Origin of the sequence: Alistipes sp. cv1 (assembly GCF_900240235.1) — a bacterium.
Taxonomy (GTDB): Bacteria; Bacteroidota; Bacteroidia; order Bacteroidales; family Rikenellaceae; genus Alistipes_A; species Alistipes_A hominis.
The window spans coordinates 627,278-653,000 of record NZ_OEPW01000001.1 but is presented as its reverse complement, the minus strand read 5'-3'; the positions used below and the strand labels follow the sequence as shown (position 1 = coordinate 653,000).

21 protein-coding genes and 1 tRNA gene are annotated in these 25,723 nt (G+C 56.3%); 12 read left to right on the top strand and 10 right to left on the bottom strand.

What is annotated here, in order from left to right:
• Window positions 1-2: 2 nt before the first annotated feature.
• Entirely contained in the window at window positions 3-1,235 is a 1,233-nt protein-coding gene (locus C1A08_RS02725) for a DUF2264 domain-containing protein (protein WP_101571204.1), read from the bottom strand.
• Between the two features lie 210 nt (window positions 1,236-1,445).
• Here C1A08_RS02725 and C1A08_RS02720 point away from each other — a divergent pair.
• From C1A08_RS02720 to clpX, 5 genes are all read left to right on the top strand, one after another.
• A tRNA-Leu gene (locus tag C1A08_RS02720) sits at window positions 1,446-1,527 on the top strand.
• Window positions 1,528-1,603: 76 nt separating this feature from the next.
• Window positions 1,604-2,932, top strand: coding sequence for a trigger factor (tig, locus tag C1A08_RS02715; RefSeq protein ID WP_101571203.1), 1,329 nt, complete (start codon window positions 1,604-1,606; stop codon window positions 2,930-2,932).
• 139 nt (window positions 2,933-3,071) lie between these two features.
• Window positions 3,072-3,851, top strand: coding sequence for an endonuclease/exonuclease/phosphatase family protein (locus C1A08_RS02710; protein WP_101571201.1), 780 nt, complete (start codon window positions 3,072-3,074; stop codon window positions 3,849-3,851).
• 106 nt (window positions 3,852-3,957) lie between these two features.
• On the top strand, window positions 3,958-4,632 hold the full coding sequence (gene clpP / locus C1A08_RS02705) for an ATP-dependent Clp endopeptidase proteolytic subunit ClpP (RefSeq protein WP_055201840.1): 675 nt from the start codon (window positions 3,958-3,960) through the stop codon (window positions 4,630-4,632).
• Window positions 4,633-4,708: 76 nt separating this feature from the next.
• A complete protein-coding gene (clpX, locus tag C1A08_RS02700; RefSeq protein ID WP_055201838.1) occupies window positions 4,709-5,965 on the top strand; it encodes an ATP-dependent Clp protease ATP-binding subunit ClpX in 1,257 nt (418 codons plus the stop codon).
• A gap of 320 nt (window positions 5,966-6,285) precedes the next feature.
• Here clpX and C1A08_RS02695 read toward each other — a convergent pair whose 3' ends face one another.
• Window positions 6,286-7,650, bottom strand: coding sequence for a PhoPQ-activated pathogenicity-related family protein (locus C1A08_RS02695; RefSeq protein ID WP_101571199.1), 1,365 nt, complete (start codon window positions 7,648-7,650; stop codon window positions 6,286-6,288).
• A gap of 40 nt (window positions 7,651-7,690) precedes the next feature.
• On the bottom strand, window positions 7,691-8,158 hold the full coding sequence (locus C1A08_RS02690) for a TlpA family protein disulfide reductase (RefSeq protein WP_055201834.1): 468 nt from the start codon (window positions 8,156-8,158) through the stop codon (window positions 7,691-7,693).
• Between the two features lie 222 nt (window positions 8,159-8,380).
• Here C1A08_RS02690 and mce point away from each other — a divergent pair, with 222 nt between their 5' ends.
• From mce to C1A08_RS02660, 6 genes are all read left to right on the top strand, one after another.
• On the top strand, window positions 8,381-8,791 hold the full coding sequence (gene mce, locus C1A08_RS02685) for a methylmalonyl-CoA epimerase (protein ID WP_055201831.1): 411 nt from the start codon (window positions 8,381-8,383) through the stop codon (window positions 8,789-8,791).
• A gap of 34 nt (window positions 8,792-8,825) precedes the next feature.
• Entirely contained in the window at window positions 8,826-10,388 is a 1,563-nt protein-coding gene (locus C1A08_RS02680; protein WP_055201829.1) for an acyl-CoA carboxylase subunit beta, read from the top strand.
• 2 nt (window positions 10,389-10,390) lie between these two features.
• Entirely contained in the window at window positions 10,391-10,609 is a 219-nt protein-coding gene (locus C1A08_RS02675; RefSeq protein ID WP_055201827.1) for a hypothetical protein, read from the top strand.
• An 82-nt stretch (window positions 10,610-10,691) separates the two neighbouring features.
• Window positions 10,692-11,114 (top strand): biotin/lipoyl-containing protein, encoded by a 423-nt coding sequence (locus tag C1A08_RS02670; RefSeq protein WP_101571197.1) that lies wholly within the window; start codon window positions 10,692-10,694, stop codon window positions 11,112-11,114.
• A gap of 52 nt (window positions 11,115-11,166) precedes the next feature.
• Entirely contained in the window at window positions 11,167-12,135 is a 969-nt protein-coding gene (locus tag C1A08_RS02665) for a family 43 glycosylhydrolase (RefSeq protein WP_055201823.1), read from the top strand.
• A gap of 57 nt (window positions 12,136-12,192) precedes the next feature.
• On the top strand, window positions 12,193-13,791 hold the full coding sequence (locus tag C1A08_RS02660; RefSeq protein WP_055201821.1) for a beta-N-acetylhexosaminidase: 1,599 nt from the start codon (window positions 12,193-12,195) through the stop codon (window positions 13,789-13,791).
• A gap of 130 nt (window positions 13,792-13,921) precedes the next feature.
• On the opposite strand, the gene C1A08_RS02655 is transcribed toward C1A08_RS02660, so the two are convergent.
• From C1A08_RS02655 to C1A08_RS02625, 7 genes are all read right to left on the bottom strand, one after another.
• A complete protein-coding gene (locus tag C1A08_RS02655; protein ID WP_101571195.1) occupies window positions 13,922-15,508 on the bottom strand; it encodes an ABC-F family ATP-binding cassette domain-containing protein in 1,587 nt (528 codons plus the stop codon).
• A gap of 294 nt (window positions 15,509-15,802) precedes the next feature.
• Complete coding sequence (gene rhaM, locus C1A08_RS02650; RefSeq protein WP_055201816.1) at window positions 15,803-16,117, bottom strand: L-rhamnose mutarotase; 315 nt, start codon at window positions 16,115-16,117, stop codon at window positions 15,803-15,805.
• Between the two features lie 70 nt (window positions 16,118-16,187).
• A complete protein-coding gene (gene rhaT / locus C1A08_RS02645) occupies window positions 16,188-17,231 on the bottom strand; it encodes an L-rhamnose/proton symporter RhaT (RefSeq protein ID WP_101571193.1) in 1,044 nt (347 codons plus the stop codon).
• 92 nt (window positions 17,232-17,323) lie between these two features.
• Window positions 17,324-18,577, bottom strand: coding sequence for an L-rhamnose isomerase (locus C1A08_RS02640; RefSeq protein ID WP_055201813.1), 1,254 nt, complete (start codon window positions 18,575-18,577; stop codon window positions 17,324-17,326).
• Between the two features lie 72 nt (window positions 18,578-18,649).
• Window positions 18,650-20,125, bottom strand: a complete 1,476-nt coding sequence (locus C1A08_RS02635) for a rhamnulokinase (RefSeq protein WP_055201811.1) — start codon at window positions 20,123-20,125, stop codon at window positions 18,650-18,652.
• A 478-nt stretch (window positions 20,126-20,603) separates the two neighbouring features.
• Window positions 20,604-22,313 carry an alpha-L-rhamnosidase-related protein gene (locus tag C1A08_RS02630; RefSeq protein ID WP_101571625.1) on the bottom strand — a complete coding sequence of 570 codons (1,710 nt, stop codon included), beginning with the start codon at window positions 22,311-22,313 and terminating at the stop codon, window positions 20,604-20,606.
• 89 nt (window positions 22,314-22,402) lie between these two features.
• Window positions 22,403-24,688, bottom strand: a complete 2,286-nt coding sequence (locus tag C1A08_RS02625; RefSeq protein WP_101571191.1) for an alpha-L-rhamnosidase-related protein — start codon at window positions 24,686-24,688, stop codon at window positions 22,403-22,405.
• Between the two features lie 208 nt (window positions 24,689-24,896).
• Between C1A08_RS02625 and C1A08_RS02620 the strand changes: the two genes are divergently transcribed.
• On the top strand, window positions 24,897-25,709 hold the full coding sequence (locus C1A08_RS02620) for an SDR family oxidoreductase (RefSeq protein WP_055203440.1): 813 nt from the start codon (window positions 24,897-24,899) through the stop codon (window positions 25,707-25,709).
• The last annotated feature ends 14 nt before the right edge of the window (window positions 25,710-25,723 follow it).

Sequence of the window (25,723 nt, the reverse complement as noted above, 5' to 3'; positions counted from 1 at the left end):
GGTCAGTTGACGGCGTGGTCGGCCGGCAGGTCGATGCCTTTCCACAGCTTCAACGAAGTCCAGTCGGCGTCGGGGGCGTTCCAGAACGGATCGTCGGCCGGCAGTCCCAGCGGCAAGAAACCGGCGCAGCACAGATACAGACTACCGGTATTGATGTAGCCCTCTCCGATACCCGGCTGCGCTCCGCAGAAACCGATTTTCAGCCATCCTTTTTCGTCGAAAGTGCCCGGGGCTTCCATCATGCGTTTCATCACTGCCGTCAGCGCGCAACGCACCTGTGCGGGGGCGACTTCGGCGGGCAGCAAATGTCCGAGCGCGACCTGTCCGAGCGCTTGGAACGCCCCGATCCGGTAGGCCAGCGACCGGCCGATCGGCGGGAACGCTCCTTCCGGCGAGATTAGCCGTTCCTGTACGGCGGCATAGCGTTGTATCCGCCGCTGCACGTCCTGAAAGGTTTTGTCGGAAACGAGTTTCCGTTTATGCAGGATACGCACCACGTCCAGCAGCATCGGCTGGATCACGAAGCTGTTGTAATAGTCCCATTGGAACAGGTCGCCGTCGCTGTACGTGCCGTCGCCTTTGTAGCGTTCGAGGTGTTTGTTGACCGCGAAGTCTATTCGCATCAGGTCGCCGCCGTAGTCGTTGTCGAGCAGGAACGCTTCGATGATGCCGCTGAAAAGCAGCCAGTTGTTGGTCGGAGTGCGGATCGTGCGGGTGGATTTCAGGGCATCGACGACCTGCCGTTTGACTCGTTCGTCCAGACGCCCCCAGATTTGTTTGGGCGCCCGCACCAGCCCGTGCGCGAGGAAGGCCGCATCGACCAGCGGTTGCTGGTATTCCGTGAAGTTCATGCAATCGGCCGACTCCGGGTTGGTCGCGTTGTCGAGGCATTTCAGTACCAGTTCGATGTAGCGCGCCCGTTTCCGGCCTTCGACGGTGCTGTCCGGGCCGAGTTCGAGCCACGGGGCGATCCCGGTCAGCGTGCGGCCGAACGCTTCGAGGTAGCCCACGTGTTGCGCTCGGTCGATCTTCGTTTCGAGCGGCATCGCCGCTTTCAGGCGCTGTTCGCTCAACGCGGTCAGTACCGGCAAAGCCGTCCGGTCGAGCGTGGCGATCCAGTATTCGCGGGCCGCGGGTTCGGCCGGTTGCGGAGTTTTGCGTTTGCCGGACAAAGGGGAGCAAAACAGGCAGGCGAGCAGCGTCGCCGCATTCAGCAGGAGGTAGATCCGTTTCATGACTCGGTAGGGTTAGGTTTGCGATGTTGTCGGACTAATGCAACCGTTTGCACAAAACTAACGATATTTTGCCGGAAATCAAAATGTCGGGAAAACGGGGCGGTTCGTTTTTGCCGTTTGGCCGGGAAAAAACGTATTTGCGTCATTCATGCAAAATTAGGTCGAAAATTTGCAGCCTGATGAAAAATGTGCTATCTTTGTGGCGCTTCTGCGGATATGGCGTAATTGGTAGCCGCGCCAGACTTAGGATCTGGTGCCTCACGGCGTGGGGGTTCGAGTCCCTTTATCCGCACGATGTCGGAAGGCCGCCGGACATTGTCGCAGGGCGGCCATCTTGTTCGCGTTAACGATCAAAATATTACGGATAAATGAATATTGTCAGAGAAAATCTTGAAAATCTCACCACGCTGCTGAAGGTGACCGTGGGTGAGGCCGATTACAGTGAAGCTGTAGATAAGGCGCTGCGCACCTACAAACGCAAAGCGAACGTTCCGGGTTTCCGCCCGGGGATGGTTCCGATGGGGATTATCAATAAAATGTACCGCAAAGGAGTCGTTGCCGAGGAGTCGTACCGCGCCGCTTCGAAAGCCTGCTTCGATTACATCGAAAAAGAGAAGCTCACGCTCGTCGGCGATATGATTCCGAGCGACAAACAGCAACCGCTGGATTTCGACGACAGCACCGAATACGAGTTCGTGTTCGAAGTGGGTCTGGCTCCGGAGATCGGTATCGACCTGAGTAAAAAAGATAAAGTAACCCGGTATTCGATCCGGATCGAAGATAAGATGCGCGACGGTTATCGCACCAACTTCTTGAACCGTTTCGGGAAACTGACCGACGTCGATACGGTCGAGAAGGAAGACGCGCTCGACGTAACGCTCGAACAGGGCGATACGAAAGTCGAGGAGGCTTACGTAGGTCTGATCGGCATGAGCGACGAAGACCGCGCGCCGTTTATCGGCAAGAAGGTCGGCGATTCGCTGGACGTCGATGTGACCAAGTTGTTCAAGACGCCGTCGCAGCGTGCTGCCGCGCTCGGCGTGAAGGAAGCCGACCTGGAAGGGATGGACCCGAATTATAAGTTGACGATCAATAAGATCCGCCGTTTCGTCGCTCCCGAAATGAACGAGGAGTTTTTCAAAACCGCTTTCCCGGACGGCGGCGTCGCTACGCCGGAAGCGTTCGAAAAATACATCGAGGAACAGATCGCCCGCGATTTGTCGCGCGAAACCGATTTCCTGTTGCACCTCGACGTGCGCAAATTCCTGTTGAAAAAAGCCGGACTCGTAATGCCGGAAGCGTTCCTGAAAAACTGGCTCTATACGATCAACGAGGGCAAGTTCTCGATGGAGGAGATCGACAAAGACTTCGACCGTTTCCTCGATATGATGCGCTGGAATCTGATTCAGAAACATTATATCGATGCGCTGAAACTCGAAGTGACCCCGGAAGAGGCTACCGAGGAAGCCAAGAAAATGGCCGCCGCCCAGTTCGCTTACTACGGGATTCCGAATGTAGACGGCGAGACGTTGGCGAATTATGCGAAAAATATTCTCGGCAACAAGGAGGAAAATCGGAAAGTCTACGAAAAACTGTTCGAAAATAAAGTAATCGACGCGGTGATTCCGCAGATCACGGTTTCCGAAAAAGCCATTTCGGCCGAAGATTTCGGCAAACTGGTTCAGGACGCGCAGTAGTTTCGGCAATGACGTAAAAAACGAAGGCGCAGGTAGTACGACCTGCGCCTTCGTTTTTCGATCCGTACCGGCAGACGTATGCGGAATTGTAGAGTAATGTTGTATCTTTGTAAATATTTGTGACCAAAACGGGACGACGATGAAAAAATCCGGGGCGTTTTTCGTTTGCCTTTTGCTGACTCTGCTGTGCTGTGCGCCGATAGCCCGCGCGCAGGATACTTTGCGGCTGAAAGCGATCACCTACAACCTGCGTTTCGGGGAGTTGGCGTCGCTGGAAGAGCTTGCGGCGCGAATCGCGTCCGAAAAACCGGATATGGTGGCGCTTCAGGAAGTGGACTGCCATACTCGCCGGGAGGGAATCCCGCATCAGCACGGCAAGGATTTCGCTACGGAGCTGGGCTTCCGTACCGGGATGTTTCCATTGTACGGCAAGACGATCGCTTTTGCCGGAGGCTGGTACGGGATCGGGCTGCTGACGGCCAGGCCGTACCTCGGGGTGCGGAAGCTGATGTTGCCGCAGGCTTCCGCGCAGGAAGAATCCCGGGCGTTGCTGCTCGTTACGGTCGAAGTCGGACAGGATACGGTCGTGTTTGCATCGACCCACCTGGGACTGAGCGAGGAGAGCCGACGGATGCAGACGGAGTGCATTCTGAACGAACTGAAACGGTCGCGCTATCCGGTGTTGCTCGGCGGAGATTTCAATGCGGAGCCCGATGCCGCCGAGATCGCTGCGATGACGTCCGGTTGCGATCTGTTGTGCGGGATGCAGCCGACCTTTCCGGCCGACGCTCCCGACGTCAAGATCGATTACCTGTTCGGTTATCCGGCCGGTCGGTGGACGCTCGAATCGACGCGGATCATGCCTTCCGGCCTGTCCGATCACCGGGCGATCGTTTCGGTCGTCGCGCTGGCACGTTGAGCGGAAGTCCGGAAAATTCGGGTCGGATCGCTTTTTGGTTCGGGGTTTGCAGAGAAATACCGGATAGGCTTTCGATAAAAGACAGTAACGGTAAAATGAAATAATTATGAGTAAGAGCGAGTTTGAAAAATATGCGACCGGTCATGCCGGGATCAGCAGTCTTAAACTGCATCAGTTCAAAGCGGCGGCGCAAGGCTCCATCTCCCCGACGATCATCGAGGAGCGGCAGATGAACGTGGCCGCGATGGATGTCTTTTCGAGGTTGATGATGGATCGGATCATTTTTCTGGGTTGCCCCGTTTATGACGACGTGGCCAATATCATCCAGGCGCAGTTGTTGTTTCTCGAATCGACCGAGCCGGACAAAGACATTCAGATTTATATCAACTCGCCCGGAGGATCGGTGACGGCCGGTTTGGGAATCTACGATACGATGCAGTTGATCAGTTCGGACGTGGCTACGATCTGCACCGGGCTGGCTGCCAGCATGGGGGCCGTCTTGCTGACGGCCGGAGCCAAGGGAAAACGTTCGGCGCTGCCGCATTCGCGGGTGATGATCCACCAACCGCTGGGCGGCGTCGAAGGACAGGCCTCGGACATCGAGATCACGGCGCGTCAGATTCTTCGCACCAAACAGGAGTTATACGAAATACTCGCTCTGCATTCGGGCGTAACCATCAAAAAGATCGAGAAGGATGCCGACCGCGATTACTGGATGACCGCTCCCGAAGCGCAGAAATACGGTCTGATCGACGAAGTGCTGTCGGCCCGGAAGAAATAGGGCGACGGAACGGAAAACGACTGCAATCTAACGAATATACGAATTTCCGCATCGCGCGGATATTTTTGAATAGAAAATGGAGAAAAAGGATACGAAACGGCCGGCGGATCATTGTTCGTTCTGCGGGCTTTCGCGTTACGAGGTGGCTATGCTGTTCGACGGCGACAACGGAGCCCGCATCTGCGACCAGTGCATCGAGCGCGGGCATGCGCTGCTGGCCGAGAACCCCAAAAAGACGGTGCGCAAGGCGCCTTCCATCCGCATGGAGGAGCTTCTGAAACCGATTCAGATCAAACAGTTTCTCGATCAGTATGTGATCGGGCAGGAGAGCGCCAAGCGGCATATATCGGTGGCGGTCTATAATCATTACAAGCGGTTGCTGCACGAGGAGAGCAACGACATGCAGATCGAGATCGACAAGTCGAATATTATGATGGTCGGGCAGACCGGTACCGGGAAGACGTTGTTGGCCCGGACGATCGCCAAATTGCTCAAAGTGCCGTTTACGATCGTCGATGCGACGGTGCTGACCGAGGCGGGATATGTCGGCGAAGACGTGGAGAGCATCCTGACGCGGTTGTTGCAGGTGGCCGACTACGACGTGGCGCTGGCCGAACGCGGGATCGTTTTCATCGACGAGATCGACAAGATCGCGCGCAAAGGGGATAACCCGTCCATCACGCGGGACGTGTCGGGCGAAGGCGTGCAGCAGGCGTTGCTGAAGATCCTCGAGGGTACGGTCGTGAACGTACCGCCCCAGGGGGGACGCAAGCATCCCGACCAGAAATTCATACAGGTCAATACGTCGAACATTCTGTTCATCTGCGGCGGAGCGTTCGACGGCATCGAGAAGAAAATCGCTCAGCGGCTCAATACGCAGGCGCTCGGTTACGGACAGCTTCACAGGGAACGGATCGATAAGGACAACCTGATGCGGTACGTCATGCCGCAGGATCTCAAATCGTTCGGACTGATCCCCGAACTGATCGGGCGTATTCCGGTGCTGACCTACCTCGAACCGCTCGACCGGGTTGCGCTGCGCTCGATTCTGACCGAGCCGAAAAACGCGATTACGCGCCAGTACGTCAAGCTGTTTGAAATGGACGGCATCAAACTGACGTTCGACGAGGACGCTCTCGATTACATTGTCGATAAGGCGATCGAGTACAAGCTCGGCGCGCGCGGCCTGCGGTCGATCTGCGAAGCGATCATGATGGACGGCATGTTCGACCTGCCGGGCCAGGAGGGACGCAAGTCGCTGCGCGTGACGGTTCCGTATGCGAAAAGCCGCCTCGAAAGCGACAAATTCCGGCAATTGAAGGCCGTTGGCTGACGCGCCTAATAATCTAACCGAAACCGAAATGCAGTGCCGGCCGGCGACGGAAAGTTTCCGACGGTACGTATGATCCGATAAGGAGTGTGCAAGGACATGCTCCTTTTTTTTGTGCTCGTTTGTTGCTCGTCGGAAATTTGCTTTAGCTTTTAAAAGAACGGATATCCCGCGTTTTTATCCACGGGTCCGCTTCCGAAATAAACCGTCCTGAAAAGAGATCTTCCCTTCGTCCGCCGTTTCGTCCGGCCGCGTTATCCGTTGAATGCGCGGCAAGGGGGCACCGGGAGGAAATACGGGCCGATCGAACGTTATCCGGATAATTACAACAATTTGCCTGGATCGGTCATGAAAATGCGCGTGGAGATTTTGTATTGCCGGCCGTCGTCGGTACGGTAGATCAGATCTACGTAACAAGCTTTGAAACCGGTTTCGGGCAACGGTACGTCGACCGTGTATTTTTCGCTTTCCGGTTCCGGCAGCGGAGCGGAATTCCATTCCGCTTTGCGAAAATCGCGGGTCGGCGAGACGGCGCTCCACAGCTCTGCGCCGACAAGATTTTCGCGGGACATCTCCAGCACGATTTTCAGATTCTTGCCTCCGGTTTTCGCCTGCCATGCGCAGGTCGGGAAAAGATTATCCGACAACAGCGAAGCGAAAAAAGCATCCAGCGTCAGCATCGCTTCGGCTCCGCCGCCGAGGTTATGCCCGGCGTTCGGGATGTAATGCAGCCGGTTGATCCCCGGGATCGAGTCGATGTAGTTCTTGACGTTGTCGGCCACCCAAAATTCGTCGTTGGTTCCCATCAGCAGCAGTTTGGGCTGCGACAATTTGCGGCGGTAGCTGTACGGGTCGATCATCTCGACGATGGCGCGCCCCTTTTCCGAAGAGATCGATTGCAGGATGCCCAAGTCGCTGTAATCCTTGATTTGTTCGCTGTAAGCGCCGTACGCTTCCAGTTGGTAACGGATGCTTTTGGGCATGTTCAGGATGTCGATCACCATCGGCGCGGCTGCCGCCACGCGGCTATCCTGCGCTGCGGCGAGCCAGGTCGTCCAGCCCCGTTTCGACGCTCCGGCCACGACAAATCCTTCCACTTTGCGCTGCAACCGCTCTGCGCAGAATTCCGTCACGGCGTCCATTGCCCGCACGGCGCTTTTGGTCATCGGGAACAGCAGCGGCCAGGTGTAGTCGCCGTCCTGCTGGAAACGGTGCAACGTATAAGAGATCAGCGCGTCCTCCTTCAGGCTGTCGTACAGCGGTTGGTTCGGAACCTGCCTCAGGACGGCTGTGACGGCGCGGTTGTCCTGCGCTATTTTTCCCATCGGCGCGAGCAGGCCTTCCTGTATGCCTCCGTTCCAGTTCGGTTGTCCGTCCTTGACCGAGCCGCCGGTAATCATCAGCAGCGCGCCGGGATGCGTGATCCGATCCGGTACGATGACCGAAAGCTGGTGCGTCCAGGTGATGTCCTGCCATTTCTGCGAAGTCAACAGCAGGTGGTAGACGGTCGCATTGCCGTCGCGCACCGTTTCCCGGACTTCCCAACCGTAGGTCAGGTCGCCGTTGTGCAAATAGGATTCCAAAGCCGTCGAGGGCGTTACGGCAGGGTCTTCGGCACGCGCTCCGGCGGCGAAGACTGCAACGAACAAGATTCCCGGCAATATCCGTCGGAATAGCAATCTTAACATAGGTTATTAAATGATTATCGGATCAATCTCTTCGTCAGGGCTACTCCCACTCCAGCGTCTTTTTCAGCTCCTCGGCACCGAATTTCGACGAATTGCCGAACCAGAGCACTTTCCCGCGCGCATCGAGCAAAACGCCGTACGGGACGAACTGCGCTCCGTAGGCGGTGAACGTCTTGTGTTCGTTGTCCACCGCGACGGCGAACGCATATCCTTTTCCGTCCATTACGCTTTGGATCTTATCTTTCGTTTCGCAGCCGATGACGACTACGTTCAGTTTTTTGCCGTAATTCCGCGCGAAGTCGTCCACGGTGGGCAGGCGCTTCATACTCAGGTCGCTGCGCGAGAAAAAGAACTCGATCAACGTGGGCTTTCCGCTTTGCAACTGGTTCTTGCTGATCCACTCGCTGAGTTTCAGTTCCGGAGCTTTTTCCCCGTTGATCAGTTGTTGCGCTTTGACTCCTGAAAAGGCCAGCAACAAAATGCCTGTTATAACGATGATCTTTTTCATGAGCACGACAATTAAACAAATATACGTATTCTTAATTAATAAAACGAAAATCAGTATCAAAAGTTGCACCGATTTTAGCGACTGTATGTTTTTTGGACAGAAACTTTCCGGTAGATACTGGATTTTAAAGAATAAAATCCTAAATTTGTGAGATTCGGATTTGAATAATCCCCTTATTGCATACGGCAGCTATTAACTTACTTAAAAATAAAAATCTGTATCATGAAAGTATCGCACATCGAACACCTCGGTATCGCAGTGAAAAGCTTGGATACCGCCATCCCGTATTGGGAAAAAATGCTCGGAACCAAATGCTATAACATCGAAGAGGTCGCCGACCAGAAAGTGAAAACCGCTTTCTTTAAAGTCGGAGACACGAAGATCGAGCTGCTCGAATCGACCTCTCCCGAAGGTTCGATCGGCAAGTTCATCGAAAAGAGGGGCGAAGGCGTGCACCATGTGGCTTTTGCCGTCGACGGGATCGAAAACTGTCTGGCCGAATGCGAGGCGAACGGCATCCAACTGATCGACAAGGCTCCGCGCGGAGGCGCCGAAGGGCTTAGCATCGCGTTCCTGCACCCGAAGTCTACCGGCGGCGTGCTGACCGAACTGTGCGAAAACAAGAACAAATAATTTACCTGAAACCGTATATAACTGCAAAACCAAAATGAGCGACATTCAAGAGAAAGTCAAAGAATTGATGGGGTATCGCGAACAGGCGAGACTCGGAGGCGGTCAGAAAAGGATCGATTCACAACATAAAAAAGGGAAAAAAACGGCGCGCGAACGCATTAAGCTACTGCTCGACGAAGGTTCCTTCGAAGAGTTCGATATGTTCGTAAAGCACCGCTGCAATAATTTCGGCCTCGAGGAAGAGACCTATTTCGGCGACGGCGTCGTAACCGGCTACGGTACGATCAACGGCCGTCAGGTGTACGTGTTCTCGCAGGATTTCACCGTGTTCGGCGGTTCGCTGTCCGAAACCTTCGCCGCTAAGATCTGCAAAGTGATGGATATGGCGATGAAAAACGGGGCTCCGGTGATCGGAATCAACGATTCGGGCGGCGCGCGTATCCAGGAGGGCGTGAACAGTTTGTCCGGTTATACCGAAATCTTTCAGCGCAACATCCTCGCTTCGGGCGTTATCCCGCAGATCTCGGCTATCTTCGGACCTTGCGCCGGCGGCGCGGTTTATTCGCCCGCGTTGACCGACTTCATCCTGATGAGCAAGGGCAGCAGCTATATGTTCGTTACCGGCCCGAAGGTCGTGAAGACCGTGACCGGCGAAGAGGTGACGCAGGAACAACTGGGCGGCGCTTCGATTCATGCGGCCAAGAGCGGCGTGGCCCATTTCGTTTCCGAAACCGAGGAGGAGGGGATCGAAATGCTGCGCAAGCTGCTGAGCTTCCTGCCGTCGAACAACATGGAGGACGCTCCGGTAGCCGCCTGCACCGATGCGATCGACCGGATGGAAGACGTGCTGAACGACATCATCCCGGACAACCCCAACAAGCCGTACAATGTGCTGGACGTGATCCATGCCGTAGTCGACGGCGGGGATTTCCTGGAGAGCCAGGCGAAATTCGCCCCGAACATCGTGACCGGTTTCGCCCGTTTCGGAGGCCAGAGCGTCGGGATCATCGCGAACCAGCCGAAGTTCCTGGCCGGGGTGCTCGATATCAACGCTTCGCGCAAGGCGGCCCGTTTCGTGCGCTTCTGCGATGCGTTCAATATTCCGATCGTGACGTTTGTCGACGTGCCGGGCTTCCTGCCGGGGACGGCCCAGGAGTACGGAGGAATCATTATCCACGGTGCGAAACTGCTGTTCGCTTACGGCGAGGCGACCGTTCCGAAAGTGACGGTAATCCTGCGCAAGGCCTACGGCGGAGCTTACTGCGTGATGAGTTCGAAACACCTGCGCGGCGATATCAACTATGCGTGGCCGACCGCAGAGATCGCCGTTATGGGGCCGAAAGGCGCTACCGAGGTGTTGTCGTCGAAAGAGATCGCTGCGATCGAGGACGAGCAGAAAAAAGCGGAATTCATAGCCCAGAAGGAGGAGGAGTACCGCGACAAGTTTGCCAATCCGTACGTGGCTGCCCGGTTCGGTTATATCGACGATATCATCGAGCCGCGTAACACCCGTTTCCGCATTGCGAGGGCGTTGCAGTCGTTGGCCAACAAGCGTCTGGCGAACCCGCCGAAGAAACATTCTAATATTCCGTTGTAGCGATGAAGGGATTTTTCAGCAGATTGTTTGCATCCAAAAAATCCGGATCTTCATCTTCCGAAAACGAAGTGGTTGCGGCGATTGCCGTCGCTCTCGAACTGTACGGCAGGGAGACCCGCACGGCTCCCGCTGCCGTTGTTCGGACGGCGAAAGCGGCTTCCGGATGGAATTGCAAAAGTTACGGGATGACCCGCCTGCCGCAGCGCAACCGCCGCTGGTAGGGAATGATTGCAGGGCGCCGCGGCCGGTCCGGTTTCCGGGGAGTCGGGACGCCCGTTCATACAAACGACAGATCGAATCATCATGAAGGAATATAAACTGAATATCAACGGAAACGATTACCAGGTCGCCGTCAACGACCTGAACGGAAACCGCGCTGACGTGACGGTGAACGGAACGAACTATACGGTGACGCTCGACCAGGAAAAAGCCGTCGCTGCGAAACCGGTCGCTGTCGCCGCGCCCGCTCCGGCACAGCCGGCGCCTGCCGCAGCCGCGAAACCCGCCGCCGGCGGAGGCGCTGTCAAGAGTCCGCTGCCGGGCGTGATCCTCGACATCAAGGTTGCGGTCGGCGATGCGGTCAAAGTCGGACAGCGTCTGATGGTGCTCGAAGCGATGAAGATGGAAAACAACGTCGATTCGGACAAGGAAGGCACTGTTGCGGAGATTCGCGTCGGCACCGGAGATTCCGTGCTCGAAGGAGACGTATTGATCGTTATCGAATAGGCATTCGGTCCGGCAGGTTGCTGCCGGGGCGCTGTCGCAAAACATTTCGGCTATGTATAAGATCAACCGTTGGGGTGCCGCGTTCCTGCTGTTGGCGGGGATGGCTTGTTGGGTTTGTTCCCCGCTCGGCGCGCGCGCGCCGGAAAAGATGCGGGCGAATTCCGGGCAAATCGGGCAGTTTTCCCGCGAGGGCGAATACGTCAAGGATTATTTCGTCATCAAGAAGGGGCGTACGTTCCATCTGTTCTACAACGTGGGCGTGGCCAACGATACGCAGGACTGGCAGGAACCGGACAGCGAGAAGGCGTTCGGACACGCCACTTCGACCGATCTGGTGCATTGGGAGCATCACCCGCGCGTCATCCGGGTCGTTCCCGGTACGTGGGAGGGGCAGGTCGTATCCGCTCCGTCCATCGTGAAGCACAAGGGAACGTACTACATGGTTTATACCGGGTTCGACGACCGTTGGCTGGGCAAGCAAACCGTCGGTCTGGCTACCAGCAAGGATCTGTTCGACTGGAAACGTTGTCCGGAAAATCCGGTCTATACGGCGCCGGAGTGGGCGATGCGCAATCCGACCGGTTGGGAGGATTGCCGGGATTCGCACATCCTGCGATATGGCGGGCAGTTCCTGATGTTTTCGATGGTCACTACCGCCGACGGCAAAGGCGCGATCGCGCTCGCTTCGTCGGACGATGCGATCCGTTGGAAAGATCTCGGGCCGGCGCTGATTACGTTTACGACGCCCGAAAGTCCGCGGGTTTTCGAGCATGATGGCACATATTATATGTTCGCTACCAGCGGACACGGGAAAGTGCTCTGCAAGACCAAAGACCCGATGTCGAACCGCTGGGAAGAGGTGCCGTTCGACTGGCCGCCGGACGGATTGTGGTCGGGCTGGGAGATCGTCGAAGATAAAGGCCGTCTGATTTTTTCCGCTTTCAAGTGGGAAATGAACGGCAATTTTATCCGTTTCTGGGAAGTCGAGTGGGACGGCGAAACGCCGGTTATCCGCTACTGACCGTTTTCGGAACCGGTTTGAATGACTTAAATTAACCAAGCATTAAAACGCTTCTTTATGAAAAAACTTTTTATCGGCCTGGTTGCCGCGGCGCTGTTCGCCGTAAACGGAACACGGGCGCAGAACCACCCGATCGAGATACTGCCGAAGCCGGTCAAGATCGTCGCTTTCCAGAACGCAGCCGTATTGAGCGGGGAGACTTCGGTTTATCTCGATCCGAAAGCGAACCTGAATCAGGATTACGTGACCGGGGTGCTGAAAGAGGCCGGGATCGATCCGGTTTATACGACCAAAGCCAAGAAAGCCAAACTGGCGTTTAAACTCAATGCCGTGCCGTCGAATAACAACGACGAGGCGTATCGCCTGGCCGTGATGTCCCCGGACAGCAAAAAGCAGATCGTGGCTACGGCCGACGCCCGTGCGGGGTTGCTCTATGCGTTGCAGACGCTGCGCCAGATGACCACGCCGCAGAACGGCCTGGTGACGATACCGGCCTGCGTGATTACCGATGCGCCGGCTTTCCCGTGGCGCGCTTACATGCAGGACGAAAGCCGTCATTTCCAGGGCGCTGAAACGGTCAAGAATCTGCTGGACGAGATGGCCCGGCTGAAAATGAATACGTTCCATTGGCATCTGGTAGACGATCAGGGGTGGCGTATCGAGATCAAAAAATATCCGAAGTTGACCGAACTCGGTTCGAAACGCGATTTCGACCACATGAACGTTACGTCGGAAGAGTGGGACGAGTTGTTCCCGAAACGCGCTTATTATACGCAGGACGAGATCCGCGACATCGTGAAGTATGCCGACGACCGGGGGATCAAGGTGATTCCCGAGATCGAGGTGCCGGGGCACGCTTCCGCTTCGATCTATGCCTATCCGTGGATCGGCGCCACGAGCCGCAGGGAAGGGAAAGCCGTCGTAGGCGATCTGTACGACGTGACCGACCCGAAGGTCGAGGAGTTCCTGCACGATATTCTCGATGAAGTGGTGGCGCTGTTCCCGTCGAAGATCGTGCATATCGGCGGCGACGAAGCGAATTACACGCACTGGCAGAATTCGGAGGAGATCCAGGCTTTCATGAAGGCCAACGGCCTGCCGACCTGCTCCGATTTGCAGGTATGGGCGATCAACCGGATGTCGAAATACCTCGCCTCGAAAGGGTGTCGGATGATCGGCTGGAACGAGATTACCGGCGACAATGTTCGCGGCGAAGCGCACGTACAGGCCAGCCAGTCCGAGAAATTGGCTCCCGGTACGATCGTGCAGTTCTGGGACGGGGATATCAGTCTGGTGAACAAAGCGATCGAGAAAGGGTACGACGTGGTCAATTCGAACCGTTTCTTCACTTACCTGGACTATCCGTACGAAGTGACCCCGTTCGAAAAGGCTTATTCGTTCAATCCGATTCCGGACGGCCTGGCCGATGCCGATAAAGAGAAAATTCTGGGAACCGGCTGCCAGATGTGGGGCGAATTCACGCCGAACCTCGACCGGCTTTATTATCAGATTTTCCCGCGTATCGCGGCTTATGCCGAGTGCGGCTGGACGCCTGCGGACAAGAAATACTACGAAGATTTCCGCAAGCGGTTGAAAAAGATCGAGAATATCTGGAAAGAAAAAGGTTATCTGAAAACCCAGTTGGATAAATATTGATTTTCCATCCGATCCGTTGTCGTTCGTAGCGGAACGCGCGGGTCGGACCGTAAAAAAGAGTCCGGGAAAACGGAGACGATTTCGTCATACCGTTTTCCCGGACTCTTTTGGGGCGTTCCGGAAGCGGCGCTTATCCGAGTTCGACGGTTTTCGTGATTCCTATTTCGTCGGTGAAGTTCCGGTCGTGGGAGATAACGAGCAGGGTGCCCCGATAATCGCCTATCGTATCGGCGAGCACGGCGAGGCTCGACAGGTCGAGATTATTGGTCGGTTCGTCGAGAATAAATAGATCGGGAACATGGTTCGAGATCATCAGGCAGCACAGGCAGAGCCGCATCTTTTCGCCGCCGCTCAGCGCGTTGCAGCTTGTGTCCCACGTGTCTGCGGCGAATAGGACCCGCTTGAGCCGCATCTTGATCTCGTGGTCGCAAAGGTTGCTGCGGTTGTATTTTTGCGCCAGTTCCAGTACCGTCTGCGGAGTGTCGACCAGACTGTATTCCTGGTCGAGGCAGACGTACGAGAAGTCGGTTCTGCGGATTTCGCCCGCTGTCGGGAACAGTTCTCCTGTCAGTAGCCTGACGAGAGTCGTTTTGCCGCTGCCGTTGTTGCCGGTAAGACGTATCCGTTCGCCGCTACGGATCTCCAGGTCGAGCGGAATTCTCCACAACGGGCGCTCCCGGTCGTAACCGAAGTTCACTCCGTCCGCAGCGATCAGCAGTTTCCCGTTATGCAGCAGCGCATCGTCGAAATCGATTTTGAACCGGCACGCCGTTCCGCGCTGTCGCCGCAGATCGTTCAGCCGCTTTTCGTTCAGGCCGACGATGTCCGAATGTTTTTCCCGGAGTTTCGAAATCGTTGTTTCACCGCGGTCTTTCGCCCCTTTGCGCAGGATGCGGGGAAGCCGGTCTTTGTTCCGTTCTCCTTGGTTGAACCTTTTCTGCTGTCGTTCCGCGATTTCTTGCGCTTTTTTACGGGCCAGCCGCAGCGCGGCCTGTTCCGAATCGATCCGCTGCTCCAGGGCGCTGTCTTCGATTCGTTTTTGTTCCCGGTAGAAATTGTAGTTTCCTCCGTATGTTTTGAGCCCTTTCTTGGAGAGTTCGCAGGTGCGGTCGAGCAGATTGAGCAAGTAGGTATCGTGACTGACTACGATCAACGTAGCCTTGCAGGTGCGGATGTAGTCGTAAAGCCGGTCGCGGCCCGTGCGGTCGAGGTGGTTCGTGGGTTCGTCGAGCAGTACGATGGCCGGTCGGTGGATCGTCAGTCCAGCCAGAGAAAGTCTCGTTTTCTCCCCGCCGCTCAGCGAATCGGTCGATGCGGTTAGTTCTACGTGCGGCAGGCCCCAAGCGTCGAGAGCGGAACGACAGCGGGATTCGATGTCCCAGTCGTCCGCCAGCGTGTCGTAGTGATCCGGGTTGGCGCTGCCGTCGCAGATGGCGCGCAGTGCGTCGAGTTTCTCCGCGACGCCCAATGTCCGGCCGACCGATTCGCTCCGGATGTCCGTTTGCTGGGGAACGTAATAAGGGGAGACGGAACGGCCGATGCTTCCGCAGGAAGGAGCCAGTTCTCCGGCGATCAACCTTAGCAAGGTCGATTTTCCGGTTCCGTTATTTCCGACGATCGAGATTTTCTCGCCCGGAAGTACCGATAGGTTGACCGGTTCGAAAAGAGGTTGCCGGTTGGTATAGCGGTAATTTACACCGCTTAGGATAATACTCATCAAAGTACGATTAATAAGGGGTCTTGCATGAGACCGGGTTGATAAACCGAAAAATGTTAGTTGCTTCGAGGCGTCGGTTTAACAGTACCGACTATCAATCGTTTATTCTCATCGGAGTATTTTTTGATTCGGGTGCAAATCTAAGCATTAAAATCCGGTTAACCTAACCGGGCGCGGAATTTCAACGGAATGGATTTTTTAGATGATTGCTCCTCGGGTGGTCGTTTAAGCGCGGCGAATAAATAAAAAAAGAGGATGACCGAAGTCATCCTCTCCGTCCCGGAAGACCCGGTCTTATTCCATGTAGAATACCTCTTTCAGCGGAATCGAAACCGGCGAGTTGTCCGGATTCACGTCCATGATGTCGGCCATGTAGTCCCACCATTTTTTTACGATCGGATTCGTGCCGAGATCCTGCGAACCGCTCTCGCCTCCCTGTTCCTGAACGGCGAACAGCAGGTTCGTCTCCTTGTCCCAGAAGATGTAGTAGTCGCTTACGCCGGTTTCTTTCAGCAGTTTGACCAGTTCGGGCCAGATCGCGCGGTGGCGTTTTTCGTACTCTACCTCGCAACCGGGTTTGAGTTTCATTTTAAATGCGCATTTCATAATATTGAAGTTTTATTGGTTAAGAATTCCGGAACCGGAGTCGGTTCCGGAATTCGAATAGGTTTTATCCGGTTTAGTATCCGAACGCCATGTTCATCAGCGACGGTGCGAATACCGAGAATACCAGGATCACCAGACCGATGACCAGTACGGAGATCGTTTTCGAATTGCAGCCTTTCCATTCTTTGAGCAGGATGCCCCATACGTTCGAGAACGTTACGTTCAGCGACATCAGGATGCTCCATGAGAAGGCCATCAGCAGCGGCGAATCCACCAGGAAGCTCTTGCCCATTTCCAGTCCGAAGAACTGTGAATACCACAGCACTCCGGCCAGCGCGCAGAACAGCACGTTGTTTACGAAAATGCCGCCCGGAACGGAGAAATAATCTTTTCCCGTTTTGTTTTTGATATTTTGCTGGATACAGTAAGCGGCATTCGTAAGGAATCCGCCGAAAGTCACCAGCAGGATAACCGGCAGACCGGCGAACAGCGGTTTCACGCCGTTGGTGAGCGCAGCTTCTTTGATCGGTGTTCCGGCGTCGAGACCGAGTGCGAAACAGGCGCTCATTACGCCGGCCAGCAGGGCTACGAGCAGACCTTTGGTCAACGCGAAATCTTTGATAGCGGCTTTTTTCTCCTCTTCGGTCATGTTTTTCGAGCGCAGCGAACCGGCGTAACCGATCACGGCGATACCGGCTAGCGTGATGCACACGCCTACCAGCAGGATCAGACCCTGGCCCTGGAACAGGTTCGTGCCGGCGAAAATGGCCGGCAGCAGCGTACCGAATCCGGCACAGGTTCCCAACGAGATCGACTGCCCGAGCGCAACGCCCAGGTAGCGCATGCTGAGTCCGAACGTCAGACCGCCGACGCCCCACAATATGCCGTAAACGATGGCTTTTGCAGCGCCGCCGTTTCCGAGCAGTTCGAACAGTCCCATTCCTTCGGGAACGCCCAGCAGCGCGCCGAGCAGCGGAAATACGAGCCATGCGAAAATGCCCTGGACGATCCAGAAGCTTTCCCAAGCCCAGTTCTTCACTTTATTGATCGGCACGTACGAGCTTGACTGCCCGAAACTGCCTATCGCGATGATAAGTAAACCCAGTAAAATTTCCATATGAATCAGTAGTTTTTAACAAGCTATCCGCACATGTCGTTTTTCGGGAGAAAAACACATGCACGGACAGCTCGCTTGGTTAATATCGGATATTATCTCTTAGAGGTAATTTCCTTTTCGTATTTTTCGATTTCCGTGATGTAGTCTTCGGCAACGGGAACGTTGTTCTTGTAGCAGAAGTAGTCGTACACGGCAGCCCACGGCATACTCTTGGCTTCTTCGAGCACAGCCATGCGCTGGAACAACTGGCCGTTCGCTTCATACTGGCGCAGTTTGCTGATCGGGGTCAGCAGTGCCTGCAGGAACGCTTTCTGCGTAGCGCGGCTACCTACCACGTATGCGCCGATCCGGTTGATCGAAGCGTCGAAGTAGTCGAGACCGATATTGGTCTTGTTCAGTGCGTTGGCCCATACGATTTCCTGTGCCAGCAATTGTACGCTGTCGTTCAGGATAACCACGTGGTCGCTGTCCCAACGTACCGGACGGCTTACGTGCAGCATGATTTCCGGCGTGAAGAGCAGCAGCGACGAGATCTTGTCGTAAGTCTCTTCGGTCGGGTGGAAGTGACCCATGTCGAGCGTGCACATGATGCCGTTCTGTACGGCGTAACCCATGTAGAACTCGTGCGAACCTACCGTGTAGCTTTCGAGGCCCACGCCGAATACTTTGCTCTCGACGGCGTCTTTCACGTTTGCGAATTTGTGGGCGAAGATCTGATCGAGCGAGTCTTTCAGCAGCGAACGGTACAGGTAACGGTCGACGGTCATATCTTTCGAACCGTCGTGGATCCACAGGTTGTGGCAGGCTTTGTCGCCGAGCTGTTTACCCATTTCGTCGGCGATCTTACGGCTGCGGATGGTGTGTTCGATCCAGAAGTCGCGGATGCCTTTGTCGCGGTTCGACAGCGACTGGTCGCCGCTCTTCGGGTGCGAGAAGCTGGTGCTGTTGAAGTCCAGTTTCATGTTGTTGGCTTTCGCCCAGTCGATCCAACTCTGGAAGTGTTTCGGTTCGATCTGATCGCGGTCTACCTTTTGACCGCCGAAGTCGCCGTAGATGGCGTGGATGTTCAGACGGTGATTACCCGGCAGCAGGCTTTTCACCTTTTCGATGTCTTTGCGCACTTCTTCGATGTTGCGGGCTTTGCCGGGATAGTTGCCGGTAGCCTGAATACCGCCCGAAAGCTGGCCGTCCGGGTTTTCGAAACCGGTTACGTCGTCCGTCTGCCAGCAGTGCAGCGACAGGGATACTTTGGCGATCTGTTCCAGTACGGCGTCGGTATCGACACCGATTTCGGCATAGCGTGCTTTGGCGGCCTCGTAGGCTTGCTGGATTTTTGCGTCTTTCATGGTTTTTGTTTTAAGTTAAAGAGTATTGAATGATTGTTGTTTTCTGTCGTTACCGAATCCGGCGGAACGGAATTATTTGATCAGCGATTTGATGCGTTCGTAAGCGGCGTTCCATGCGTCGGTATCTTCCGGCGTGAACGTTTCGATCTCGATGGCTTCGCCGATCATGTCGCGCATCTCCTGCAGCGAATTGACGCAACCTGCGGCGCGCGCCTGCAGCATGATGTTGCCGATGGCCGTGCCTTCCGACGGGCCGGCGACGACGGTTACGCCGGTCGCGTTGGCCGTGAACTGGTTTAGCAGGCGGTTCTTTGCGCCCCCGCCGATAATGTGCAGCCGTTCGATCGGGAACGGAGCCAGCGAACGGAACTTATCGAGCACGTTCTTGTATTTCAGCGCGAGACTTTCGAAGATGCAGCGGATCAGTTCGGAGTGGTTGCGCGGAACTTTCTGGCCGGTTCTGAGGCAGAAGTCCTTGATCGCCTTGATCATGCTGGGAGGATTGGCGAACGATTCGTCGTCCGGGTCGATGAACGACTGGAACGGAGCGGCGTCGCGCGCCATTTTGACGATTTCGGGGTAAGTGTATTCGATCGCTTCCTTACGCCACTCTTTGATGCACTGTTCGAGAATCCACATGCCGGTGATGTTCTTCAGCAGTCGGGTAGTGCCTTCGACGCCGCCTTCGTTGGTGATGTTCAGGCGCGAAGTTTCTTCGGTGATGATCGGGTCTTTGACTTCGATCCCCATCAACGACCAGGTGCCGGAGCTCAGATAAGCGAATTTTTCGTTTTTGGCCGGAACGGCTGCCACGGCCGAAGCGGTGTCATGACCGGCAACGGCTACCACCGGCAGTTTGCCCAGTCCGGTTTCTGCGGCCAGCGCATCGGTCAGCGTACCGATCACGTAACCCGGCATCACGATGTCGCCGAACAGGTTGGCCTTCACGCCCATTTTTTCGAGCAGGCAAGTTTCGAACTTCTTGGTGCGCGGGTTCAGTATCTGCGACGTGGATGCGATCGTATATTCGACCACTTTCTTGCCGGTCAGCATGTAGCTCAGCGCGTCCGGAATGAACAGCGCTTCTTTAGCGGCGTTCAGCAGCGACGAGTTGTCGCGCTTCATCGCGTAGAGCTGGTACAGGCTGTTGAAGTTCATGATCTGGATGCCGGTGATATCGTATACCTCTTTGCGGGGCAATACCTTCTCGAAATATTCTTCCGGCGCTCCTGCCGTGTGCTGGTCGCGGTAAGCGTGCGGAATACCCAGAATCTGACCGTCTTCGCCGAGGAATACGAAATCGACGCCCCAGGTGTCGATGCCGATCGAGGTGATCTCCACGTCTTCCTTGGCGGCGGCGATCATGCCGGCCTTCAGGTGTTCGTACAGCGAGAAGATGTTCCAGTAAGCGTGTCCGTTCAGTTCGAGGATCTGGTTCGGGAAACGAGTCAGTTCCTTCATCTGGAGTTTGCCTTCGTTCAGCGTCCCCAGAATGGTACGGCCGCTGGTTGCTCCAAGGTCGAACGCCAGAAATGAAATTTGTTTCATCGGTTTTCGGTTTTTAAGTTTATTTAATTTGTTTGGCTTAATAAGCTGTCCGAACAGCCGTCGCAAATCAAATTTCCGAAAACCGAACACGCTGAGATCGTTTTTCGGAGTTTGCAGATTGTGCGGGGGAATCCCCGCGTCCTCGTTGCTCCGGCTTTTCGCGCCGTCCCGACCGTCCCGGTTTTCAGCCCCGGTTGCTCGTTCCGTCTGCGATACGATTTCTTTCGTGTCTCTCTGTCGCGTTGCCTCTTTGTAACCTCCATGTCTTTCGGCGCGCCGTCGTTTTCCGCCGCATGTCCGAAAGCTGCATCCGTATCTTATTGTCCGGCTGTTGCCGACGGATGCCGTGTTTTTGTGAAAGCAAATGTACCTAAAACAAGGGATATGCCTGTGAAAATAATGATATAAAAAATATATTTTTTGATACCCTTATTTTCACAGGCATATCCCTGGCGGCCGAATCGCTTCCCGCGGTTCGTTATTTTACCACTTTCACGCCTTTCGGGACTTCGATCTTCGATTTGATCTTCCCGTCGGCCTGTTTCTCATGACGTACCTTGATCACTCCGTACGGCGTCGGAACGGTTCCTTCGACCCATTCGAGACCGCCGAGGTTCGGTTCGATCTTCACGGCTTTGCAACCCGGTTCGACGATCTTCACGCCGAGCACGTATTCGCTGAGCCATGCCGTCGGCCCCGATGCCCATCCGTGCGCCAGGCTGTGACGGTAGCCTTTGTAGCAGTAGTCGCCGTAAGTGCGGTGAACGTCTACTTTACCGGCCGGGATCAGCTCGTCGATCCGTGCGGCGTTTTTCTTCCAGTTGATGTCGAAGTCTTCCCAGAAAGTCGTAGCGCCGAGGTCGAGCATACCGCCCCAGTAGTCCTTCATGTTCTGGATCGCATCGGTATAGTCTCCGGCCAGGGCTTGGGCTTTCAGCATGTAATAGCCGTAGAAGGTCGAGAAACCGTGGGCGCCGCCCACTTCGAGCACTTCCTTGTTGGCCGTTTCGGCCGGAACGATGCCGGCCAGGGCGATCAGTGCGGCGGACTGTTTCGACGTTTTGTAGTCGGGCGTTACTTTTTTCATCCGGTCGGCGGTTGCGGTGCATTGTGCGGCCAGTTCTTTGTCGCCCAATGCGTTCAGCATTTCGGCTCCGGCTTCGAAAGTCATCAGCATCAGCGCGTGCAGGCCGGCGTTGACGGCCAACGTGTCTTCGCTGGTCGGCCAGTCGAGGAAGCGTCCGCCGCCGTCGAGGTGTTCACGGCCTTCGGCGTCCACCTTGCTCATCAGGATCTTCATCAGGTCGCTGAGGTATTGTTGCTGCTGTTTCAGGTAATTCAGGTCGCCGCGGTACATGTAGTAGTCGCGGTGGATCAGCACCCACCACAGCGAATAGGAGCACATGCCGTTCATCCAGCCCGGCAGCGGGGTTTCGTCGCGGGCGAAGTCCAGGCCGCGCGAAAGCGCCTCGTTGTCGCCGAATACGGCCAGCGCGGTACGCACTTCGGGATGCAGGTCGCCGAGCCATACCAGGCGGTCGCGCTTCGGGGCCTCTACGAGATATTCCTGCAGGTTCAGGTGCAGCGTGTAGGCGCCGGTCGCCCAGATGCTGTCCACGCGCGGATCGTTCGAACGGAACGAGCCGAGGTACGGGATGTCGCGGTATAACAGGCTGGCGCGGATCTCCTTGATCGGCAGTTCGACGTCGTCTTCGAGCATGTCGATCCGGACGAAACGGAAGCCGGAGTTCCCGACTTCGCAGACGCCCAGCCACGGCAGTTCGATCGTGTAGTCGCGCATCGCGTGGTCGTTCGTCGCGCCGTTTTCCTTCGTGATCTCGCACATCGCTTCGCCGACCGATTCGCCGAGGCGCACGCGTACCTTGACGGGTTTGGTCGATGCGCGAATGCAGGTTACGAACTGCAGTCCCCCGTGGATTTCACGACCGAAATCCAGCAGGATCGACGGACGCTTACCCTCTTTGGATACGAAAACGGTTTTCGGGGTATTGGCCGTCGTAGCCTGCCCGTTGCCTTGCAACAACAGGTTCTCGGAGCCGGTGATCAGGTCGCCGTTCTGCGTCCACATCACGCGCACGGGCGAAATATACGCACGCGTACGGGTATCGAATTGTGTCTTTTCGGCCACTTCTTTCGGGAATACGGGGGGCAGGTTGCCCTTGCCCATCGGTTGCGCCTGAAGCGAAGCGGCATACACGAGGAATGCACAGATAAAAAGTTTTTTCATTTCGGTTGTTTGTGTTTGGTTTGATTAAGTTATTTAGTGTTCAGAATATATGCGTTTTTTCCGGAACCCTGATCCGCGATCTTTATAAAATTTCCTTCGCGGACGGTCTGTCCTGCAGGCTGCCCGTTGACGGTCACGTCGTAATTTTTGGTTCCGGCGGGCAGCGGCAGGTAGACGTCGGCTTTCACGTTGGCCGGTACGACGGTCGTCAGCGTGAAACGGCCGGGCGTGTTTTCGAACGCCGTTTCCACGTCGCCCCGTATCGTGGGCATCCGCAGCGAGGCTTTTTCGAGTCCGGCCGGCTGCGGGCGGATTTCGATGCGCGAAAAACCCGGTTCGGTCGGTACGACGCCCATCAGCCTGCGCGGGATGATGTTGGCCGGGGCCGCGCCCCAAGCGTGGTTCCAGTCCTGGTTCGGTTTGTATTTGTCGTCCCAGGCTTCCAGCGAAATGGTCGAGCCGACGCGGATCATGTTGTACCAACTGCGTTCGGCATCCGACGTGAGCAGTTGCAGCGCGTAGTCGGCTTCTCCGGCTTCGTACAGCGCATCCATCAGGAATTGCGAGCCGTAGACGCTGCAGGCCATGCCCCGCGTCTTGACGAAATCCGCAACGGCCTGCGTCCGTTTTGCGTCGGCGAGTCCGAAGCAGAGCGGGAACATGTTGGCGTGCAGCGAGCAGTGGTCGGTGCCGATGCCGTCGCGGTAAGCGCCGGTTTTTTTATTGAACAGTTGTTTGTTGAAATTGTCCGCCAGACGACCGGCCGCCCGGGCGTATGCGGCGGAATCTTCCGACTCTCCGGCGGCTCCGGCCATGCGGGCCATCAGTTCCAGCGCGCAGTAGTGGTAAGCGTTGACCACCGTGTTGACGTCGCGGAATACGAAACCGTCGGTTTCGCCCCCTTCCGCCTTGCCGAGTCCCAGGATCCCCGTGTGCGGCCAGTCGACGATATTTTTCAACGTTTGTCCCCGCAGGTTGATCGACGCGTACAGTTCGGGCGTCAGTTTCTCCGGCGTGAGGCTGACGAATCCGTCCATGCCGGACAGTGCGGTCAGCGTCTTGTTTTTCAGCGTCTCGTAATGCGTTTTTACGGCCCGCAGGTCGCCGGTGTACAGGTAGTCGTACCAGGCGATCAGCACCGATTGCAGGATCCATTCGGTCGGCCAAGTGGCGTTCCCGAGCAGGTATTCGTGGCTGCGCCGCGCCATCGTGTATTCGCGGTCGACGCAGTAGTGCGATAGTTGGTTGATCAGCGCATCGGCTTCGTAAGGGATGCGTTCGCGGTCGCCGTCCACATATAATCCGGCGAAAGAGGTCGCTTTGATCGAGTATTTGCACAGTTCCCATACTTGGTTCAGCGTCGTGTCGGAACTGGCGAATTCCGCCGCGAGATCGTCGAACGGGTAGTTTACGACCTGCCGGCTGATGATACCCGTGCCGTTGCCGATCGCATCGCCTTCGATCTCGCAGTAGCGGAACGGATAGACTTCCCCGATATAGTCCGGCATCCGAACGGCCTGGGGGCCGGTGTTGCGCGCGTCCGCCGGTATTTTTACGGTGTAAGTGCGTATGCCCGGCAGCAGTGCGAGGCGCTGGCTCAGGAAACGGCGGGAGCCTCCCGGAGCCGGGTCGATGCGTCCGTCTTTCAGGCATTCGCCGAGGCGGACGGTCACCGTGTCGCCGCCGGCGTGCGAGCAAAGCGTCAGCCGGAGCTGTCCGAACGCGTCGTAACCGAAGTCGGCGAAAACGAGCCGATCGGAGAGTTTTTGGGTCGTTTTCGGTAAGCCGTTGTCCGTTTTTTCGAGCGGGTAGGCCGGCGTGGCGTATTCGGTCAGCGAATCTGCCGTGCGGAACGCCTTGACGGCCGACCACGGCTGCGGATCGCCGTTGTTGAAAGTCATCACTTTCCAGTAGTAGATTTTGCCGGGCTCCAGTGCCTTGCCGGCATACGGGACGGCTACGCTGCGGTCTCCCGGAATTACGCCGCTGTCCCACAGGTCGGCCGAGTCGGTTGCGAGCGTTCCGGGCGACGAAGCCAGCAGGATGCGGCAAGCGGTCTGCATTACGTCGCTGCGCGAATCGTTGACCTGCCAGCCGAACGACGGCCGCCGGCTGCCGATCGTAACGAACCGGGCCGGTTCGACGATCTTGTCCGCCTGTTCCAGCGTCACTTGCGACGGATAACCGCCGATCCAGACCCGGTCGGTATGTTCCGCGAGGTCGGTCGTTAGCCGCGAAGGGGCTTCTCCCCGCAACGATAGGCACAACAATACGCCGACACACAGCGCCGGGACCGGCAACAGGATCTTTTTCATGATACGAAGTCTGGATGAAACGTCACAATTCACAATGTACAAAATAAACAATCATTTGCCAATATTGCAAATCCGGACGGGAAAAGTGTCCGGAAAAACGTTTCGGACAAGGCGTGCGGACGTCGCGGATACGGAAATTTTGGTATCTTTACCCCTCGGAATATCCGATCATGAAATTCATGCGGTTCATTTTTTAAGGTATTCGATGATGAAAAATTTGTTTTGCGTAAAAGACCGGGTCGTGGCGATTACCGGGGCTACCGGGGTGTTGGGACGCTCGATGGTGCTCCATTTCGCCGAACAGGGCGCCCGGGTCGTGCTGATGGGCCGCAAGGCCGAAACCGGGCTCGCCCTTCAGCGGGAAGCCGCGGCGGCCGGCGGGGACGCGTTGTTCGTGGCGGCCGACGTGCTGAATAAGGAGGACATCGAACGGGCGTATTCGGAAATCATGGAACGTTACGGCCGGATCGACGTGCTGATCAACGGGGCCGGCGGCAATATGCCCGGGGCCACGATCGCGCCGGATAAGACGATCTTCGACCTGGATATGAAGGCATTCCGGGACGTGGTCGATCTGAACCTGTTCGGGACGGTGCTGCCGACGATGGCGTTCGCCCGCGCGATGGTTGCGGCCCGCGGCGGTTCGATCATCAACATCGCGTCCGAATCGGCGATCCGCCCGCTGAGCCGGGTAGCCGGGTACGGAGTGGCTAAGGCGGCGGTAGTCAACTTTACGAAGTACCTGTGCGGCGAACTGGCGCTGAAGTACGGCGACGGCTTCCGGGTGAATGCGATCGCTCCGGGCTTTTTCCTGACCGAACAGAACCGTGCGCTGCTGACCAATCCGGACGGCAGCCTGACGCCGCGTTCCGAGGCGATCCTCGGCCATACGCCGTTCCGCCGCTTCGGCGAACCCGAAGAGTTGCTCGGTACGCTGCAGTGGCTCGCCAGCGATGCCTCGCGTTTCGTCTCGGGCACGGTCACGGTTATCGACGGCGGTTTCGACGCTTTTTCGATTTAGAACGGAAATCGTAT

Bases quoted from the DNA above. Each gene is read 5' to 3' on its own strand.
- C1A08_RS02725 (WP_101571204.1), bottom strand. From the start codon at position 1,235: ATGAAACGGATCTACCTCCTGCTGAATGCGGCGACGCTGCTCGCCTGC.
- tig (WP_101571203.1), top strand. From the start codon at position 1,604: ATGAATATTGTCAGAGAAAATCTTGAAAATCTCACCACGCTGCTGAAG.
- C1A08_RS02710 (WP_101571201.1), top strand. From the start codon at position 3,072: ATGAAAAAATCCGGGGCGTTTTTCGTTTGCCTTTTGCTGACTCTGCTG.
- clpP (WP_055201840.1), top strand. From the start codon at position 3,958: ATGAGTAAGAGCGAGTTTGAAAAATATGCGACCGGTCATGCCGGGATC.
- clpX (WP_055201838.1), top strand. From the start codon at position 4,709: ATGGAGAAAAAGGATACGAAACGGCCGGCGGATCATTGTTCGTTCTGC.
- C1A08_RS02695 (WP_101571199.1), bottom strand. From the start codon at position 7,650: ATGTTAAGATTGCTATTCCGACGGATATTGCCGGGAATCTTGTTCGTT.
- C1A08_RS02690 (WP_055201834.1), bottom strand. From the start codon at position 8,158: ATGAAAAAGATCATCGTTATAACAGGCATTTTGTTGCTGGCCTTTTCA.
- mce (WP_055201831.1), top strand. From the start codon at position 8,381: ATGAAAGTATCGCACATCGAACACCTCGGTATCGCAGTGAAAAGCTTG.
- C1A08_RS02680 (WP_055201829.1), top strand. From the start codon at position 8,826: ATGAGCGACATTCAAGAGAAAGTCAAAGAATTGATGGGGTATCGCGAA.
- C1A08_RS02675 (WP_055201827.1), top strand. From the start codon at position 10,391: ATGAAGGGATTTTTCAGCAGATTGTTTGCATCCAAAAAATCCGGATCT.
- C1A08_RS02670 (WP_101571197.1), top strand. From the start codon at position 10,692: ATGAAGGAATATAAACTGAATATCAACGGAAACGATTACCAGGTCGCC.
- C1A08_RS02665 (WP_055201823.1), top strand. From the start codon at position 11,167: ATGTATAAGATCAACCGTTGGGGTGCCGCGTTCCTGCTGTTGGCGGGG.
- C1A08_RS02660 (WP_055201821.1), top strand. From the start codon at position 12,193: ATGAAAAAACTTTTTATCGGCCTGGTTGCCGCGGCGCTGTTCGCCGTA.
- C1A08_RS02655 (WP_101571195.1), bottom strand. From the start codon at position 15,508: ATGAGTATTATCCTAAGCGGTGTAAATTACCGCTATACCAACCGGCAA.
- rhaT (WP_101571193.1), bottom strand. From the start codon at position 17,231: ATGGAAATTTTACTGGGTTTACTTATCATCGCGATAGGCAGTTTCGGG.
- C1A08_RS02640 (WP_055201813.1), bottom strand. From the start codon at position 18,577: ATGAAAGACGCAAAAATCCAGCAAGCCTACGAGGCCGCCAAAGCACGC.
- C1A08_RS02635 (WP_055201811.1), bottom strand. From the start codon at position 20,125: ATGAAACAAATTTCATTTCTGGCGTTCGACCTTGGAGCAACCAGCGGC.
- C1A08_RS02630 (WP_101571625.1), bottom strand. From the start codon at position 22,313: ATGGGCAAGGGCAACCTGCCCCCCGTATTCCCGAAAGAAGTGGCCGAA.
- C1A08_RS02625 (WP_101571191.1), bottom strand. From the start codon at position 24,688: ATGAAAAAGATCCTGTTGCCGGTCCCGGCGCTGTGTGTCGGCGTATTG.
- C1A08_RS02620 (WP_055203440.1), top strand. From the start codon at position 24,897: ATGAAAAATTTGTTTTGCGTAAAAGACCGGGTCGTGGCGATTACCGGG.